This window comes from Pasteurella pantherarum (assembly GCF_049670885.1).
Taxonomy (GTDB): domain Bacteria; phylum Pseudomonadota; class Gammaproteobacteria; order Enterobacterales; family Pasteurellaceae; genus Pasteurella.
The window spans coordinates 199,833-214,264 of the sequence record NZ_CP187173.1 but is presented as its reverse complement, the minus strand read 5'-3'; the positions used below and the strand labels follow the sequence as shown (position 1 = coordinate 214,264).

General features: G+C 37.1%; 24 protein-coding genes, 1 tRNA gene and 1 pseudogene. 12 read left to right on the top strand and 14 right to left on the bottom strand.

Annotation, left to right across the window (positions count from 1 at the left end):
- Window positions 1–5: 5 nt before the first annotated feature.
- From ACPEEM_RS01105 to ACPEEM_RS01055, 11 genes and pseudogenes are all read right to left on the bottom strand, one after another.
- Window positions 6–383 carry a hypothetical protein gene (locus ACPEEM_RS01105; RefSeq protein ID WP_424407410.1) on the bottom strand — a complete coding sequence of 126 codons (378 nt, stop codon included), beginning with the start codon at window positions 381–383 and terminating at the stop codon, window positions 6–8.
- Window positions 380–1,069 (bottom strand): hypothetical protein, encoded by a 690-nt coding sequence (locus ACPEEM_RS01100; RefSeq protein ID WP_424407408.1) that lies wholly within the window; start codon window positions 1,067–1,069, stop codon window positions 380–382. Before ACPEEM_RS01100 ends, ACPEEM_RS01105 begins: the two co-directional genes overlap by 4 nt.
- On the bottom strand, window positions 1,070–1,666 hold the full coding sequence (locus tag ACPEEM_RS01095; protein ID WP_424407406.1) for a recombination protein NinG: 597 nt from the start codon (window positions 1,664–1,666) through the stop codon (window positions 1,070–1,072).
- Window positions 1,666–2,580 (bottom strand): N-6 DNA methylase, encoded by a 915-nt coding sequence (locus ACPEEM_RS01090; protein ID WP_424407404.1) that lies wholly within the window; start codon window positions 2,578–2,580, stop codon window positions 1,666–1,668. The genes ACPEEM_RS01095 and ACPEEM_RS01090 overlap by 1 nt, the downstream gene beginning before the upstream one ends.
- 25 nt (window positions 2,581–2,605) lie before the next feature.
- A complete protein-coding gene (locus ACPEEM_RS01085; RefSeq protein ID WP_424407402.1) occupies window positions 2,606–2,812 on the bottom strand; it encodes a hypothetical protein in 207 nt (68 codons plus the stop codon).
- 134 nt (window positions 2,813–2,946) lie between these two features.
- The gene (locus ACPEEM_RS01080) at window positions 2,947–3,162 is read right to left on the bottom strand and encodes a hypothetical protein (protein WP_424407400.1); all 216 of its coding nucleotides are present in this window, start codon (window positions 3,160–3,162) and stop codon (window positions 2,947–2,949) included.
- An 88-nt stretch (window positions 3,163–3,250) separates the two neighbouring features.
- The gene (locus ACPEEM_RS01075) at window positions 3,251–3,709 is read right to left on the bottom strand and encodes a recombination protein NinB (protein ID WP_424407398.1); all 459 of its coding nucleotides are present in this window, start codon (window positions 3,707–3,709) and stop codon (window positions 3,251–3,253) included.
- 2 nt (window positions 3,710–3,711) lie between these two features.
- Window positions 3,712–3,786: pseudogene (locus ACPEEM_RS01070) on the bottom strand (MT-A70 family methyltransferase); the annotation flags it as partial.
- Window positions 3,787–3,829: 43 nt separating this feature from the next.
- Window positions 3,830–4,525 (bottom strand): replication protein P, encoded by a 696-nt coding sequence (locus ACPEEM_RS01065; RefSeq protein ID WP_424402747.1) that lies wholly within the window; start codon window positions 4,523–4,525, stop codon window positions 3,830–3,832.
- The gene (locus ACPEEM_RS01060) at window positions 4,522–5,385 is read right to left on the bottom strand and encodes a replication protein (protein ID WP_424407396.1); all 864 of its coding nucleotides are present in this window, start codon (window positions 5,383–5,385) and stop codon (window positions 4,522–4,524) included. Before ACPEEM_RS01060 ends, ACPEEM_RS01065 begins: the two co-directional genes overlap by 4 nt.
- On the bottom strand, window positions 5,382–6,083 hold the full coding sequence (locus ACPEEM_RS01055; RefSeq protein ID WP_228403123.1) for a phage antirepressor KilAC domain-containing protein: 702 nt from the start codon (window positions 6,081–6,083) through the stop codon (window positions 5,382–5,384). Before ACPEEM_RS01055 ends, ACPEEM_RS01060 begins: the two co-directional genes overlap by 4 nt.
- Window positions 6,084–6,267: 184 nt before the next feature.
- On the opposite strand from ACPEEM_RS01055, the gene ACPEEM_RS01050 reads away from it, so the two are divergent.
- Window positions 6,268–6,645 carry a hypothetical protein gene (locus ACPEEM_RS01050; RefSeq protein WP_424402744.1) on the top strand — a complete coding sequence of 126 codons (378 nt, stop codon included), beginning with the start codon at window positions 6,268–6,270 and terminating at the stop codon, window positions 6,643–6,645.
- 25 nt (window positions 6,646–6,670) lie between these two features.
- On the opposite strand, the gene ACPEEM_RS01045 is transcribed toward ACPEEM_RS01050, so the two are convergent.
- Window positions 6,671–6,946 (bottom strand): hypothetical protein, encoded by a 276-nt coding sequence (locus tag ACPEEM_RS01045; protein ID WP_005756640.1) that lies wholly within the window; start codon window positions 6,944–6,946, stop codon window positions 6,671–6,673.
- A 20-nt stretch (window positions 6,947–6,966) separates the two neighbouring features.
- Window positions 6,967–7,155, bottom strand: a complete 189-nt coding sequence (locus tag ACPEEM_RS01040) for a Cro/CI family transcriptional regulator (RefSeq protein ID WP_424407393.1) — start codon at window positions 7,153–7,155, stop codon at window positions 6,967–6,969.
- A 101-nt stretch (window positions 7,156–7,256) separates the two neighbouring features.
- Between ACPEEM_RS01040 and ACPEEM_RS01035 the strand changes: the two genes are divergently transcribed.
- The 3 genes from ACPEEM_RS01035 (at window position 7,257) to ACPEEM_RS01025 (ending at window position 9,955) form a co-directional block, all read left to right on the top strand.
- The gene (locus ACPEEM_RS01035; RefSeq protein ID WP_424407391.1) at window positions 7,257–7,916 is read left to right on the top strand and encodes a LexA family protein; all 660 of its coding nucleotides are present in this window, start codon (window positions 7,257–7,259) and stop codon (window positions 7,914–7,916) included.
- A gap of 90 nt (window positions 7,917–8,006) precedes the next feature.
- Complete coding sequence (locus ACPEEM_RS01030; RefSeq protein WP_424407389.1) at window positions 8,007–8,927, top strand: hypothetical protein; 921 nt, start codon at window positions 8,007–8,009, stop codon at window positions 8,925–8,927.
- A gap of 857 nt (window positions 8,928–9,784) precedes the next feature.
- Window positions 9,785–9,955, top strand: a complete 171-nt coding sequence (locus ACPEEM_RS01025; RefSeq protein WP_424402739.1) for a hypothetical protein — start codon at window positions 9,785–9,787, stop codon at window positions 9,953–9,955.
- Here ACPEEM_RS01025 and ACPEEM_RS01020 read toward each other — a convergent pair.
- Window positions 9,936–10,130, bottom strand: a complete 195-nt coding sequence (locus ACPEEM_RS01020; protein WP_424402738.1) for a hypothetical protein — start codon at window positions 10,128–10,130, stop codon at window positions 9,936–9,938. The two genes, ACPEEM_RS01025 and ACPEEM_RS01020, sit on opposite strands and share 20 nt — an antisense overlap.
- Before the next feature lie 279 nt (window positions 10,131–10,409).
- Between ACPEEM_RS01020 and ACPEEM_RS01015 the strand changes: the two genes are divergently transcribed.
- The 8 genes from ACPEEM_RS01015 (at window position 10,410) to ACPEEM_RS00980 (ending at window position 14,429) form a co-directional block, all read left to right on the top strand.
- Window positions 10,410–10,485: transfer RNA gene (locus ACPEEM_RS01015), tRNA-Arg, on the top strand.
- Window positions 10,486–10,614: 129 nt separating this feature from the next.
- Entirely contained in the window at window positions 10,615–11,256 is a 642-nt protein-coding gene (locus ACPEEM_RS01010; protein ID WP_424402737.1) for a DUF3560 domain-containing protein, read from the top strand.
- Window positions 11,257–11,364: 108 nt separating this feature from the next.
- A complete protein-coding gene (locus ACPEEM_RS01005; RefSeq protein WP_424407387.1) occupies window positions 11,365–11,640 on the top strand; it encodes a hypothetical protein in 276 nt (91 codons plus the stop codon).
- Window positions 11,640–11,930, top strand: a complete 291-nt coding sequence (locus tag ACPEEM_RS01000) for a hypothetical protein (RefSeq protein ID WP_424407385.1) — start codon at window positions 11,640–11,642, stop codon at window positions 11,928–11,930. Before ACPEEM_RS01005 ends, ACPEEM_RS01000 begins: the two co-directional genes overlap by 1 nt.
- Window positions 11,927–12,088: a hypothetical protein gene (locus tag ACPEEM_RS00995; protein WP_424407383.1), complete on the top strand. Its 162-nt coding sequence runs from the start codon at window positions 11,927–11,929 to the stop codon at window positions 12,086–12,088. Before ACPEEM_RS01000 ends, ACPEEM_RS00995 begins: the two co-directional genes overlap by 4 nt.
- Before the next feature lie 2 nt (window positions 12,089–12,090).
- Complete coding sequence (locus ACPEEM_RS00990) at window positions 12,091–13,032, top strand: hypothetical protein (RefSeq protein ID WP_424407381.1); 942 nt, start codon at window positions 12,091–12,093, stop codon at window positions 13,030–13,032.
- 9 nt (window positions 13,033–13,041) lie between these two features.
- Window positions 13,042–13,821, top strand: coding sequence for a recombinase RecT (locus ACPEEM_RS00985; protein WP_424407379.1), 780 nt, complete (start codon window positions 13,042–13,044; stop codon window positions 13,819–13,821).
- Window positions 13,818–14,429, top strand: coding sequence for a YqaJ viral recombinase family protein (locus ACPEEM_RS00980; protein ID WP_424407377.1), 612 nt, complete (start codon window positions 13,818–13,820; stop codon window positions 14,427–14,429). Before ACPEEM_RS00985 ends, ACPEEM_RS00980 begins: the two co-directional genes overlap by 4 nt.
- Window positions 14,430–14,432 lie beyond the last annotated feature (3 nt).

The window sequence follows — 14,432 nt, the reverse complement described above, 5'->3', positions numbered from 1 at the left end:
CTTTTTTAAGGGGTTTTTAACATTAAATCTAATTTACGGGCTATTCTGTCAAGCATGGCACGCATTTCCCCAATAACCATTTCCTCATCTTTTATTGAGGATAAAAAATTAAACATCATTTCTAAACCAGGCATAATTGTTCCATACATCAATTTTCCATCTTCAAGACCAATCATTTCCATTTCACTGTATTCAGGAAATCTATAAAAGAAATGCCTTGGCAATTCTTTCATTCCTTTCTTTTTCAAGAACTCATGAAACTCAAAAAGGTGAAATTGCTCCCTTTTATTTTCACGCTCTTTCAAGAAACATTCCTGTGCTGATTTTTTTGAATCTGAACCAAGCGGACCAAAAGGTTTGGCTCCGCTATACTTAATTATCATTCTTCAATCTCCTTTCTCAATCTCTCTTTAATTGCAATTTCAGCATTACTCATTTCACGATAGCAAAGTTGCTCAAATTCAACAAGTTTAGATTCATCACAATCAACTAATGTTTTTATCATACTTATGCTAGCGATTAATCTACCTTTACCCTCACAAGATGGACATTGTGTTTTCTGCACTTTACCAATCTCACCAGTGCCACGACAACGCGGACACATATTAGATTTTCTTAGATCGTTAAATTCACGAATACGGATCTGACGTGCTTCAAGGCTATTCTTCTCGAGATTATTTTCTTCCGCAATCTTGCTTGCTCTTTCCGCTGCTTTAACGTGTGAAAATTGCGAACGTAAGTGGCGATTTCTGAGCGATTTTAGGTGTTTTATCTGTGTAGGCAAAGGAATATCTGAAATGATATCAACAACGTAATTTAAGCCTTTTTTTTCGCTTTCCGTTGCGTTTGGAAATAACTGATTAATACATTCTGAGATAGCATTCCTCGAATCACTATCGCTAGCATACTTAGAAAACAGGAGATGATAACCAAGCGGGCTTTCTTTTTCCGCACGACTTAATAACGAGATAATCTGATCTCGCCCAAGACAACCAAAGCCACGACTAGTTGTTTCAACACTTACACATTTCGGATGAATCATTTTTATCAATAACTCAATAGCTTTCATTTAAAACCCCTTACGCTTTTCCAACATTCTGCTTTTCTTATTGAAGATTTTTTTAATACGTCTCAAGTCATCTTTTGAGTAATGTCTTGTTCTTTGGTCTGCTTCTATCTGCTCAACTTTTTCTATTCCTAATCGTTCGATTAAACCAATTCTAAATTGATGATAATTTCCCCCGTGATAACGATTGCATTTTTTACACTGTCCATGAATGTTTAACGTATAGAATCTTAAATGTGGTGTGCTTCCTCTACTGCGATAATGACCTGCATCAAACCCACCGCCTAATTTCTCTGCTATAAGTGGTTTTCCGCATGAAATACAGCATTTATTTATGTCTCTCGTGCGGATGTACTTATTAACCGCTTCCTGTGCTTCTTTGATTAATTCGTTATAGGTTTTATTCTTCTCTTTCAAAGCAGTCATGCGTTTTTTTATAGCCAACCTCTCACTTTTCTGAATCCTCTCTTGTTTCCTGCGTGCCTCTTCTTTGCTTAGCTTGACAGCACAATCAACAGAACAGACTTTCTGTGTTGATTTGCTTTTTACAAAGTAGCAACCACATACTTTGCATTTGTGTTCTTTTGGTTTTTTAGCCATTACGCCACTTCCTGTAATTCAATTTTCTCACCTTGCACCGATTCACAAATGTCATCACAAAACTGATTAAATTCAGATATTGATAGCATTCCAAGCTCTGTAAATACTTTGCTAGCTCTTACGCCCGTAATAACGTTATGCTTAATCTGCTCTTGGCACTCTTTCTCTAATTGACTAAAATCAACTTCCTTTTCTGGCTCTTGAGGCAATTGCACATTTTCCCAATACTCAGGATTAATATTCCATTCATCACTTGCTAGAACCGCCCTTGCTTTACAGTCATATAATTCACGAATTGTCGTGCTACTTTTCTTGTTTTTATCAATAACCAAGAAAAGCACATCAATCTGAGTATCCTCAAATGCATTTTGAATGCGGTTTAATTCCACAAGTTGATTGCCGATTAACGATCTAAATTGTTTTTCTGTACCACGATATGCGACACCTGGAAAAAGAATAAAGAACCCCCAACGAGATGAATTATTCAACCCTTTAAGGGTAAAAATATCATCCACTACACCAGATTTTTTCCAATTAAATTCTGCCTTTATGGATGACTGCTCGTCATCGCTTAAATCTTTTAACTTGATAGAAAATGGAGGGTTCATCACTACACATTCGCACTTCTCATTATTTTGGTATAAGAAAAAACTCTGATTATTAATCACTGCATTTGGAAAATTACTTCTCAATGCCTCACAGCTTTCTTGTTGAACTTCAACCGCAACTAATTTTGAGATATCAATAAATTGCTCCAACTGACCACTTCCACAAGCACCATCAAAAACAGAAACTGATCGTTCACCAAGGTATTTCTTAACCTTATCTGCAACATATTGTCGCAAGACCTTTCCTGTAATGTATTCTGCGAACTTATTCGCTTTCACTCTATTGTTATGTTCTTTAAAAGCCATTTAAAAACAATCCCTTTCGCTTAAATCAACGTCTTGCTTTTGAGAAGATATTGGTTTTGATTTCCTCCCATCTCCAATCTCCTAAGAAAATAAATTGGATCGTGGTAGTAAAAAAACTAATAACATAAATGATAAAAACGACCGATAACTCTAGTAATAAATACAAAATGACAGCAACTGTTCCCAACACCATGAACGGCAAAGCCAGTAAATATTTAAATGATTTTTTCATCTCTATTCTCCTTTTTTTAAACTTATCGATCTTCTCTAAGACCCAAAACATACATTTCAACAAGTCGTGCTAGTGCTGTTTTTCTCATCTTTACCTCCATTTTTACGTTAGGCTTTGTACGTTTAAATTTTTCTTCATTCATCTTCTCGATACTCCACGCCTAAGTCTTCTAAACCAAAATACCCACAAGATTTCGTGCGTTGTGGCCCCATAATTCCCACTGCGACAACTCTGCCCTCACAGCGAAAGCGATCATCACTCCATTCGCCCACAAAAGCACTTACTGGCTCACCATTCCATAAATCAGAAAGCTCACCACCACATTTAGGGCATTTGTATTCTGTATTCATAGAAAGTCTCCAAGTATCAAACAGACGACAAAGAGAAGACCTAGTGATACAGCAACAATTGCGAACTGACTCATAAAAATTGATAACATTATTTCCCTCTGAATCCATATTTATCGTTAAATCTAACGCCATGGCTTACACCGTAAGCGGTAACATATTCGATCAAGCTTGCCATGCGTTTAACACTCATTCTTGCTGAGCTTTCACGGATATTGACAAACTCACCCTCTAGACCAGATACAACATCTGCTTTTTCATTGGTAGCCATCGCATGACCAGAAATAAACAGCACCTTCCATTGCTCCATCGTTAACTTTCTACCCATGAATTCAAGTTGGTTTGCAACGTCTTGGCACATGGCGTGGAATTTAGCATTTTGTTCTAGATTGCGTGTTCTTGGCTTAATATCAATCACTAATGGATTTGTTTCTATCTCATTGCCTTTCTTGTCTTTTACGATTTTTGGTAAAGGTAACGTTTTAATGAATTCAATCGCATTTAACCGCACTTGTTCTGAGCGTAATAAGAACTGGTTTTTAATTTCCATGACTAGACCTCATTTCCCCATACATCCCAACCATCAGTCGTGTTACGTGCGAACAATTCAATGCGTGGTAAGTCACCCCATGGAGGATCTGCATAAATAATTTGATATTTTTTATCTGCGTTAAACATTTACCCTTCCTTTCAAAATTGCCCTAACCATTGCCACACCTTTGGAATTAATTTTTTTCTGCTCTTCTGGTTCGATAAAGCTCGCTTTTCCTGGTAATGCCATGGTTAAATTCGGTAATTCTTCACCTCGTGCTAGCTTGTCTGCTGTTGCTTTCAAGAATGTTTTTGCATGCTTTCTCAATTCTTCCGCACTCCATCCGAATTCTTTATTGCGGCAATACAAGTCAAAGATGAGATATTGCTCAACGTTATTCTTAAATTGAAATTCGTGTTGATTATCGAACCCGTGATAGCGTGAATACGCCTTGATTCTTTCAAGTAATTCTTCAATGTCTGGCATTCCTTGATATTGCCCAATACCCTCATTGCACCATGCAACAAACTGTCCAACACTTGGGAAAAACGGGCTTTCAGATTTTCTAGCACGCTCAACGCCGATTCTAATTTGTGCAACGCTTGTAATGCGTTCGTTGATAAGCGTTTCGAGCCAGTATTTCTTCGCTTCGTTGTATTCAGCGTCGTTTGAAAATGCAGACTTCCAAGCTGGGAAAATGGTTTTTAACCGAGCGAATAAAAAATCAATCGTTTTATTCATTTCCGCAGTGACTTCCGCTTTCACGACTTGAGGGGCTTTGTAGTTTTTATCTGAGCCAATTAAACCAATGGCGACTTGATTTGCGTTTCTCATAGTGCCACCTCGCAATTACGATCAACCACTCTAACTTTCCCATTTTCATCTTGAATAATTACAGAGTTCTTCGCCCACGAACCATCGTCTTGATAGGCGCCATTCGGTGAATGAATATTTTGTTGGGTGTAGTCATCTTCCCAGCGAGCATTGTTCAGGTATGTTGTCGGATGTAATTTATCGAATCCGAATTGACCAAGTGATAGGCGTTTTTGAACATCACAAACCAACATTTCGGTAAATTGCTGAATTGTGCATTGCGTTTCTTGAGAAAATTTCTTGTAAGCAGACTTGAAGCTTTTCAATGCACCAGATTTATTTACTTTGACTTTGTAAACCTTCCAAAACATCGCAAATGCATTGTCAAACTCGTTTGAATTTTCGGTTTTCGCAGTATTAATATTATTTGTATTTAGAGTAGTGTTTTTAATATTGTTTTTTGTGTGTGAACTTTTTTCACTAGTCACTAGTGAACTTTTTTCACGGTTGCCATGAACTTTTTTCACTAGTGAACTTTTTTCACGGTTGCCATGAACTTTTTTCACTAGTGAACTTTCTTCACTAGTGAACTTTTTGCACAGGTTCACAGAAAAAACTTTAGTATTTCTTGCACCCAATTTCTGCTCAACTAACCCTTGCTCAGCTAAAGAATTGCATGCATCAATCACAGCACGATTGCTTAACCCTGTCACTTCCATCAATTGCGTGATAGAAATAGCATCCTCTTCCTTTCCCCAGCCTTTAGTTTTGCGGATAATCGCTAAATAGCATTTCAATTCAGCACCGCTCATTTGTGACATCAATTCATCAATCACAGCATTTGGAACCTGAAAAGAATTTGGAATAAATTTGTTAGTCATAACATCAACTCCGAAGCGTAACGTGACGCAATATATTCAATCCCTTTGCTTGTTACTCTTGTTTGTGTGTAATTGTGACCGTGTTCTGCTGTGCCTGTTTTCACGGTAAATAAATCACGTGAATGGGAGGTTTGATATGGCAATAACGCACCTGATTGGCGATATAAAAGGCGATCTTGAATAAGGCGGTCTATCATTGCTCTTTCTGGCATTTTTAGAATCTTGGCGACTTCACGTAGTGATTTACTAGTGCCAACTTCCACGTAGTGATCGACAAAGGCAACTTTTGGAGCATTGCGTTCTTTCTCAGCTTGTAATTCAGCCGCTAAAAGCAATGCCTCAGAGAAGCTTTTTGGAATTTGATTGACTGCTTGAAGCTCACCTTGTGTATAAGCGTTAAATACTTGATACACTTTCACCTCAAATTCTGGATTAATCCAAGCTGCATACTTGAAAACAAGTTCACGACAAACATAAGTACCTTGCTCAACACCACCTCTAATGGTGTTTACAGGCGATGTGCAAATTTGCATATCGGTCAAGGTTTGAACAAAGTCATTAACTGATTTATTTCTAAAAAATTGAGCAGGTGCCTGTGTGGGATTTCCACCACTCGCACGATGTAAATCGTTTAAACAGTATCGCCCTTGACTATCCTGTTTAATTTTCGTATTCTCTATAACTAGTAATTTACTCATTAAATACTCCTGTATTTTTTGATTGATTTAAGAAGCCACTGCTCCAACAGTGGTTTTTTATTGCCACATAAACCAAGCCATCATAAAAACAATGGCGATAATAAAAATCTGACGAAACTCACGTTCTTCTCGCAAGATTTGTGCGAGAATAAATAATTCTTTCTTTAGTCTATCCATCGTCCCTATGCCCTCTTCAAAATTACGAGAATTATTTTTTGGCTTCTGCTTTTTTGCCTTTCTAGCTTTACCTAGAATTTTTTATTCGGGTGAATTGTCTTATTGGATAACAGGTTTGTTTGTAAACGGTATTCCGTTACTACTAATCTATATTCATCGCCGTACGGCAAAAGACTTTGATAACCCTACTTATATTCCAGCTATTATGTGTATTACTGTATTTGCTACTTTTGGATCATTCAGCAAAGAAGAACTCATTGACTTTGGTTTTCGTTTTTTGCTCGTTGAACCAATGTGGGCTTACTTTTCACTAAAAGTATCTTTCTTCTTCTGGAGCCTTACCTTGCTCCCCATCGTACTAGACAAATTTTCCAAAAAAGATTAACCAGAACCTCTGCTAGAGGTGTTTTTTATTGCCCAAATTCAGCCAAACCTTTACTTGCAAAAAGCTTTAATGCCTCAAGTTCTGCATCACTTATTTGATTAAGCCCTTTTTCTGTCACTGTTAATCCAAGCTCATCTAAATAAGCACAGAATTTATCTAAATGCTCTGCTTTAAAACGACATAAAGTGCTTGGATCTATACCGATACATTCAGCAAGCTCTTTATCTGTTCTTTCTACTGCCTTTCTTCTCACTAAGGCTGCAATTTCTATTGCAGATTTTGTTAATTCATTGCGTGCCATTGCATACCCCTTTTGGTAAGTTAGTTTTGTGGTTTTTGATAAAGCTCACGATTAACTTTTAACTTTCCTTTGGTTATGTCTTGTAATTTGTATGCGTTTTTCTCAGGAATAACTTCATTCCATTGAGAAATCGCAGAAACACTTATAGATAGTGCTTTAGCAACGTTTTCAAGCTTTCCAAAGTAGTTAATAACATCGGTTTTTAACATTATCTTCCTCACTTTAAATTTAAGAACTCTTAAATAATAAATATAAAGAAAACTTAAGTCAAGAAAAGTTAAGATAACTTAACAACAAAAGGGGGGTTACTATGAAGCTTGAAACAATCGGACAAAGAATAAGAAAACGAAGAAAAGAATTAAAATTAACTCAAAAAGGCATAGCCTCCGCTATCAAAGGAGTGTCTCATGTTGCTATTTCTCAATGGGAGTCTGACACAACCAAGCCAAATTCACAGAATCTACTAGACCTAGCCACTGCTTTGGATTGTGATTTCACATGGCTATTAAAAGGTGAAGGGAACCCATCTAATGTAATACCTGCCAATATTGGTGCAACAAAAATTCCTTTAATAAGCTATGTTCAAGCAGGGCTTTGGACTGGAGTAGAAGATTTAAAAGAAAGTATAGGAGCGTATGAGTATGTTTTAACAGATATGGAGGTTTCTGAAAATTCATTTGCATTAAAAATCAAGGGAGATTCTATGGAAAATGAGTTTTTTGAAGGAGATATAGTTGTAATAGATCCAAATGTAGAACCAGTGGCGGGAGAATTTGTTGCAGCTATTAATGGTGATTATGAAGCAACTTTTAAGAAGTATAGACCAATTAGTGAAATAGATGAATTAGGAAGACATCATTTTGAATTAGTTCCTCTTAATCAAGATTACCCAACTCTTTCATCGCTTAAACAACAAATAAGAATTATAGGAACTATGGTAGAACATAGGATTTATAGAAGGAAAAGATAAATGTAGTGTGGTCGTTGACAAGCAAAGTCTTCTGGTGGTCTGTGCTTTGTGATTAGGGATGTATAGGTTGTAGAAAAGGAAAGAATAAAGATGGGTGGAATTTTACATTATTGTGAATTATCTGATGAAGTTAAATTTAATATAACGCAACCAATTCAAGTGCGGGATATTGTTAAGTCACTAGAAGCTTTAGAGAAAATCGTTAAGCAATCAACAAAGACATTTTCTAAGCTCAGTGGTGCGGAAATTCAAGATGCGAAACTTTACATTCAAACGATTGAAAAAGGTTCCTTGCTTGAAAAATTTATTATAAAATTAATTTTTAAGGATGAAGAAAATTTAGATAAATTTTTAGAAAAAACCCACGAGTGGGGAGTAAAACAGTGTAAGGAACATCCCGTGAGAACGTCTTTAGTTGGATTAGTTATTGGTGGAATGATAGCGTATGGGTTTTATAGCTTAGGCTCTAATTCTGTTAATTCAATTAACATCACAGGAAACTACAACACTGTTATTACTAATGGAGCAAAACAACTTAATATTACTCAAGAAGAATTTAAGAATGCAATAGAAGCAAATAAGAGTAACAAAAAAACACTTGCTAAGAATGCGGTTGAATTTGCTCAACCAGCAAAAACATCATTAGGAGATGTATCCATAGAGTTTGGGGATAATGAAACTTCAGATAGTAATATAATTATTCCTCCAGAGGTCATTGCTGATATCCCTAGAAAAGTAGAACCAGAAAAAGCCATTGAGCAATCTACTGATATGAATGATATTACCCTACATATTAGGGCGTTAGATAGAGATGACTATAAAGGCTGGCAAGGATATGTTGAAGGATCGTTTACTACACGAATACCAATTGAAATTCCTCAAACTATAAATCTCAATGAAATATCTTCAAAAGAGGCAATAAAAGCAAACATTACATTATTTTTTACGCAGAAAGGCAATTCTATTAATCATAAAAGAATAGTGATAAAAGAAATAAACCCTCAAAAATAACAATAAACCGCCACTCTGGCGGTTTTTCTTTACCCTCAATTCACTAATCACACCTTTTTTCTGTGACATGGCTCACAAATTCAGCAATTAATCAAAAAATAACTATTTGATATTTAAGTAATCTTAAAAGTAATTAAGAAAACTTAAATATTTTTGTTGACAACAAATTTAAGTTTTCTTAAACTAACCACAACAAAACGAGATACACATCTCACGCTCTTTAACAATATGATTAAAAATCACGCTTGGCGGTTATCAAGTGCGGTCGCTTAAATGACAGATTGAAAGCCCTGTCAGCTTAATAAACGTTTAGTCTTACGTGAAAAATCGTCGTGATGACGAATTGGCAACGGAACCACAGGCGTGAACGCATTCTACAATCAACTTGTGGCAATGAATTGCAAGACTTGTAGTTTTGGCGTAAAGAATCCTCACTTTTGGTCTGTTTTCAGTAGGAATAAATGGAAAGCGACAGACAGCAAACGTTAGCTAAAGGCGTGACACATCGGAGAGACGATGAATATCACAAATAGCATTTTAGAGTGTTATTTATGATGTTTTTCTATGAGGTCTGTCATCTCAACTAGCAAAAGGCAGATATAACGATTTAGTCAGATCGTCGAATTTTTCTGAGGTGAGAACGGGCTAGCTAGTTAGCTCGCACGAAATAAATGCTCCGTGACTTGGTTTTACACACTCACGAATGACAAGTGAGTGGCGAGAAAACCAGCGGTTGCCAGTTACCGCGCTTTTAACTGGCACTTTCTTAAAAAGAATTACGGCTTTACCTTTGATCAATCATTCATCTTCTTGAATCAATCATCATTGTGTAAAGCCACCAATAAGAGGATATAAATATGAAAGCAATAATTACTGTTATTGAAATTGAAGAAAATAAAAACAAACTACCCAAAGAAGTTAAAGAGCAAATTTGGGAAACTGTCTTACATCACGCAAGATGTGATAGAGGTGATGTTTTAAATCTTACAAAAGAACTTAAGGATGCGTTTATTTTGATAAATTCTTAAATCGTTCTACAGTATCACTATCAAAATCATCTAGCTTTTCTTGAAATTCAGATGACAGTGCGACGATAAAATCTCCGATGGTTTTTGCGTTATTTTCATGAAAGTTTAATCCAGCTTTATCATAATGGGCTTTTGCAAACTCATAAGCTAAAAAGTCAGCGGTTGATTTCTTCATAACTTAATCCTTATTTTGTGTTGTGGTATTAAAAATATACAGTTAGTACAAAATAAAATCAATTCCTTATGTGTTGTGGTGACCATAAGCCTTGTAGCTTGGGCAAGGTAAAAAAGCCAAGCAGCTATCAACAAAGCACATTTACAGAGAAATCTTGGGAAGTACAACCGGGACGAATGTTAGACAAGTGTGCTTTATTGAAAGAATTATGACCCTGTGAACATTAACTTAATGTACGGATGATTTGACCAATCTTAAACATGCAGGGTCACCCTATTTGACTGTGTAGCTCAAAAGGAAGAGCAAGTGCCTTCTAAGCACTAGGTTGAGAGTTCGAGTCTCTCCATGGTCGCCAGATTGGTGTTAGCGTTCAATATTCTTGTTTGATTGATTGATTCCTCTTAACAGAACGTTAACACCGCCTTTTTACTCATATGAAACCTACTTGCCCTCTTCGGAGGGCTTTTTTTTGGAGAAAGAAAGTATGAACACATACGCAAAATTTGCCCCAACAGTTTTTGTTGTAAAAAGCACTGAAAAATACAACAAGGGCGACATTGTCGATGTAGCTAACAAATACGGAAAAGAGACAGAGGTTGAAATTCACAATCTTGTAAAAGAACAAGATGGCTTTTTCTTCTACTCTTTTACTCGTTGTGACGGGTTAAATTCTCAAGAAAGAATGAGAAGAAAGGCGGAGAAGTATAGAAAAGCAGAATCCAGTGCAAATGAAAGAAGCCATCAATGGTGCGAAAAAGCAATGGAGGGGCATGATTTTCTTCGAATGGGTGAGCAAATTAAAGTCGGTCATCACAGTGAGAAAAAGCACCGTGCTTTAATCGCAAGAAATGGCAAACGAATGGATCGAGCAGTTGAAGAAATGGACAACGCTGAGCGGTTTAAGCAAAAAGCGGAATCTTTCGAAAGACGTATTGGCAAGATTGACTTGTCAATGCCAGAAAGCCTTGAGTTCTTCTCAAATGCTTTAGAAAAGGCGAAAGAAAAACACCTATTTTTAAAGAACAATCCAGAAGAGAGGGCACATCCTTGTTCTCTCACTTACGCTAAAAAAGCGGTAAATGAGCTAACTAAAAAAGTCGAATTAGCTCAAATCCTTTGGGGATAAACAACCAACCAATCCACAGCGAGCTGTGGCTATGTGGGAAGAATGGACTAAAGACTCATACTCAATGGGGTATGAGAAAGCGGCCAAAGACTACCTAGGGGGCGTGATATGAAAAAAGCATGGTTAATTTTGGGAATTATCATGTTCTTGGCTGGGTTTACTATTAGTTTTATCTCAGTCAGCGAATCAAAACTAGTAAGCCGTTTTGATAATCCCACAGATTATCACGACCACTATCTAAGCCAAGAAATCAGTGATGAACGCTTAGCAGAACTTGAGCGTGAGGCAAAAGAAGAGTGGATTAAGGAATATGGCGACACACCAAGAAACATGACTAGCGATGAGCTAGCTCATGCTAAAGAGTATGTGGGGGGGGGGCAGTGATGGCAATTAAAAACAATGCCCGCTTTTACAAAATTGAGCCCCACTCAAAAGGCTTGGGGTTTGTTGCTATTGAATATAGTGAAAAGAATAAAAAAGAAACAGGTTGGCGACGTAATTTTTCCACGCCATGCCTTTGCGAAACAGCGATTGAAAAAAGAAAGATCGAACGTGAACAGTTCGATCGGACAATCGTTAAAAAAAGCAATTTTTCTTTCACTGAATCGCCAGCGTACATGTACGACAACCCAATTAAGTTGAGAGATTTAGGCTTGGTGGATTTCTCAAAATGAAAAAGAAAAGATTTTTACCAGCTTGGCAGTGCGATAGTGCTGATGACTACTACGCACAGTTTGAGCAGAAAGAAGAACAAGAGGTAGATCCTGATGATTACGATGATGAGCGGTTCGTAGAACAGGATATTAAATATCACAACGGTGACAGAGGTTAATTATGGAATTTGGTTTAATTTTATCAACAGAAAGCAAGGTATTAGCTTGTAACATCCAAGATTTCAAAACACAAGCTGAGAAATTCTTATCAACAATCACAAGCACTTTTGAAACAGACGAAGACTTTGGGAAAGCGAAAGAAGAGGTAAAACTGCTTAAAGAAGTCGAAGATCGCACACGTGAGGCAATTAAAAATGCACAACATGGCGATATTCAAGAATTAATCGCACAGGCAGAAGAAATTGCGGAACAATTCAGACAAAAACGCCTATTTCTCGATAAAACAGTAAAAGCTCGGGAAGTTGAGATTAAATCTGGGATTGTATCAAAAGCACTAGATGAAGTTATTCAGTCAATGGGCGTTTATGAAAACGATGTATCGATTGTGTTAAGTGGTAAGTTTTCAAGAAGTGTTATTAAATCTCGTTTAGATGAGGCAACAAAACGTAGAAGTACGATTGCGACACTAGAAAAAGCGGTCAATGCTGAAAAGTCATTAATTATCACTGAGATTTCAGCGGAGGGTGTTCGCATTTCTGAACGTAGAAAAATGATTCCAATCAATTACGAATATTTATTCAAGGATTGGCAATCTCTTATTGGTGGCGAACAAGATTTAGAGCCGATCATTTCAGAGCGTATCGCAGAGGAAGAAAAGCGAGAGGCCGAATTAAAAGCCAAAGCAGAAGCTAAAGCAAGAGAAGAAGCCCAAGCCCAAGCTCAAGCTGAAATTGAATCAAACCAAGCACAAGAAAAACAGGTAGAAAAAGAAAATGTGGAAAGTGTGGCAGAAGAAACGCAAGAATCCACCGGTGTAAAAGAGCATGTTTTTGATTTTTTAATAAAGATTCCTTTTACTGGCACCATGAGTGAAGCGGTCGCTTTCGCAAGAGAAATTAAAGCGAAATATGGCGATCAAGTTCAACTAACAAAAATCAAGTAGGAAAGAGAGATGGCAACAGCATTACAAAATCTAACGAATAAATTAGCAGAACGCTTTGAAATGGGTTCTAGTGAAAATCTTCCACAAACTTTAATGGCAACTGCTTTTCGTGGGCAAAACGTCACACCAGAGCAGATGACTGCACTTTTAGTTGTCGCAAATCAACATGGATTAAATCCGTGGACTAATGAAATTTACGCATTTTCAAATAATGGCGGAATTGTACCAATTGTTGGGGTTGATGGCTGGTCTCGAATTATGAACGAGCATCCGCAATTTGACGGTATTGAGTTTGTGTTTGGAGAAGATAATAGCTGTACTTGTACTATTTACCGCAAAGATCGCACTCGCCCAATTGTAGTTACTGAATACTTGGGTGAATGTCAACGCAACACACAGCCTTGGAAATCTCATCCAAAACGAATGCTGCGACATAAAGCGATGATTCAATGTGCAAGGCTGGCTTTTGGCTTTACTGGTATTTATGACCAAGATGAAGCAGAGCGTATTGTGAACGAGCCAATTGACGTGACGCCAAAAAATAAAGTTATCGATACAACAGCAACAAAAATTCCACTCATTACGGAAGATAATGTTCAAACACTTGAAACGCTTATTTCTTTAACGGGAACATCAAAAGAGAAACTTCTTGCGAATTATGGTGTAGCTCAGATTAATGAAATGACCCAGACTCAAGCAGATGATGCAATTTCTATATTAAATCGTCGTTTAGATAAGCAGTCGCAACAAGAGTCTGCAAAAGAACAAGGTGAAAATATTCCACTATGATTGACAATTTAATCACGCTCGACTGTGAGCAAGGTACAGAGGAGTGGCTAGTCGCAAGGCTAGGCATTCCTACCGCAACAGGTATTAAAAATATAGTAAATTCAAGCGGTCAAAAGTCTAGCGGTTGGGTTTCCTATCTTGCCGAGCTTGTTGCGGAAAGTATTGAGGGAGTGACCGAGGGGTTTAAATCTCAATACATGGAAAGAGGAAATGAGCTTGAGCCACTTGCACGCATGGCTTATGAATTTGAAACGGGTAATGATGTAACTCAAGTCGGTGGCGTTTATCTCAATGAGAAAAAGGAACTCATGGTTAGTCCTGACGGCTTAATTTTGAGCCACCAAAAAGGCTTAGAAATCAAGTGTCCGAAGATGAAAACACACATCAAATATATTCTTAGTGGTGGCGTGCCAAGTGAATATATTATTCAGGTTCAAGCCGCAATGTGGGTTACAGGTTATAAGTCTTGGGATTTTGTCAGTTATTGTCCTGAATATAAGAAACAAGTGCTTTACTTATACACAGCGACACGAGATGAGAAACTAATGAAAGCGTTTGATGAGTATATTCCACAGTTTTTGACATCATTAAAAGCACTTAAGGGGTAAGCA

Coding starts and splice junctions, on each gene's coding strand:
- ACPEEM_RS01105 (WP_424407410.1), bottom strand. CDS start 383: ATGATAATTAAGTATAGCGGAGCCAAACCTTTTGGTCCGCTTGGTTCA.
- ACPEEM_RS01100 (WP_424407408.1), bottom strand. CDS start 1,069: ATGAAAGCTATTGAGTTATTGATAAAAATGATTCATCCGAAATGTGTA.
- ACPEEM_RS01095 (WP_424407406.1), bottom strand. CDS start 1,666: ATGGCTAAAAAACCAAAAGAACACAAATGCAAAGTATGTGGTTGCTAC.
- ACPEEM_RS01090 (WP_424407404.1), bottom strand. CDS start 2,580: ATGGCTTTTAAAGAACATAACAATAGAGTGAAAGCGAATAAGTTCGCA.
- ACPEEM_RS01085 (WP_424407402.1), bottom strand. CDS start 2,812: ATGAAAAAATCATTTAAATATTTACTGGCTTTGCCGTTCATGGTGTTG.
- ACPEEM_RS01080 (WP_424407400.1), bottom strand. CDS start 3,162: ATGAATACAGAATACAAATGCCCTAAATGTGGTGGTGAGCTTTCTGAT.
- ACPEEM_RS01075 (WP_424407398.1), bottom strand. CDS start 3,709: ATGGAAATTAAAAACCAGTTCTTATTACGCTCAGAACAAGTGCGGTTA.
- ACPEEM_RS01065 (WP_424402747.1), bottom strand. CDS start 4,525: ATGAGAAACGCAAATCAAGTCGCCATTGGTTTAATTGGCTCAGATAAA.
- ACPEEM_RS01060 (WP_424407396.1), bottom strand. CDS start 5,385: ATGACTAACAAATTTATTCCAAATTCTTTTCAGGTTCCAAATGCTGTG.
- ACPEEM_RS01055 (WP_228403123.1), bottom strand. CDS start 6,083: ATGAGTAAATTACTAGTTATAGAGAATACGAAAATTAAACAGGATAGT.
- ACPEEM_RS01050 (WP_424402744.1), top strand. CDS start 6,268: ATGCCCTCTTCAAAATTACGAGAATTATTTTTTGGCTTCTGCTTTTTT.
- ACPEEM_RS01045 (WP_005756640.1), bottom strand. CDS start 6,946: ATGGCACGCAATGAATTAACAAAATCTGCAATAGAAATTGCAGCCTTA.
- ACPEEM_RS01040 (WP_424407393.1), bottom strand. CDS start 7,155: ATGTTAAAAACCGATGTTATTAACTACTTTGGAAAGCTTGAAAACGTT.
- ACPEEM_RS01035 (WP_424407391.1), top strand. CDS start 7,257: ATGAAGCTTGAAACAATCGGACAAAGAATAAGAAAACGAAGAAAAGAA.
- ACPEEM_RS01030 (WP_424407389.1), top strand. CDS start 8,007: ATGGGTGGAATTTTACATTATTGTGAATTATCTGATGAAGTTAAATTT.
- ACPEEM_RS01025 (WP_424402739.1), top strand. CDS start 9,785: ATGAAAGCAATAATTACTGTTATTGAAATTGAAGAAAATAAAAACAAA.
- ACPEEM_RS01020 (WP_424402738.1), bottom strand. CDS start 10,130: ATGAAGAAATCAACCGCTGACTTTTTAGCTTATGAGTTTGCAAAAGCC.
- ACPEEM_RS01010 (WP_424402737.1), top strand. CDS start 10,615: ATGAACACATACGCAAAATTTGCCCCAACAGTTTTTGTTGTAAAAAGC.
- ACPEEM_RS01005 (WP_424407387.1), top strand. CDS start 11,365: ATGAAAAAAGCATGGTTAATTTTGGGAATTATCATGTTCTTGGCTGGG.
- ACPEEM_RS01000 (WP_424407385.1), top strand. CDS start 11,640: ATGGCAATTAAAAACAATGCCCGCTTTTACAAAATTGAGCCCCACTCA.
- ACPEEM_RS00995 (WP_424407383.1), top strand. CDS start 11,927: ATGAAAAAGAAAAGATTTTTACCAGCTTGGCAGTGCGATAGTGCTGAT.
- ACPEEM_RS00990 (WP_424407381.1), top strand. CDS start 12,091: ATGGAATTTGGTTTAATTTTATCAACAGAAAGCAAGGTATTAGCTTGT.
- ACPEEM_RS00985 (WP_424407379.1), top strand. CDS start 13,042: ATGGCAACAGCATTACAAAATCTAACGAATAAATTAGCAGAACGCTTT.
- ACPEEM_RS00980 (WP_424407377.1), top strand. CDS start 13,818: ATGATTGACAATTTAATCACGCTCGACTGTGAGCAAGGTACAGAGGAG.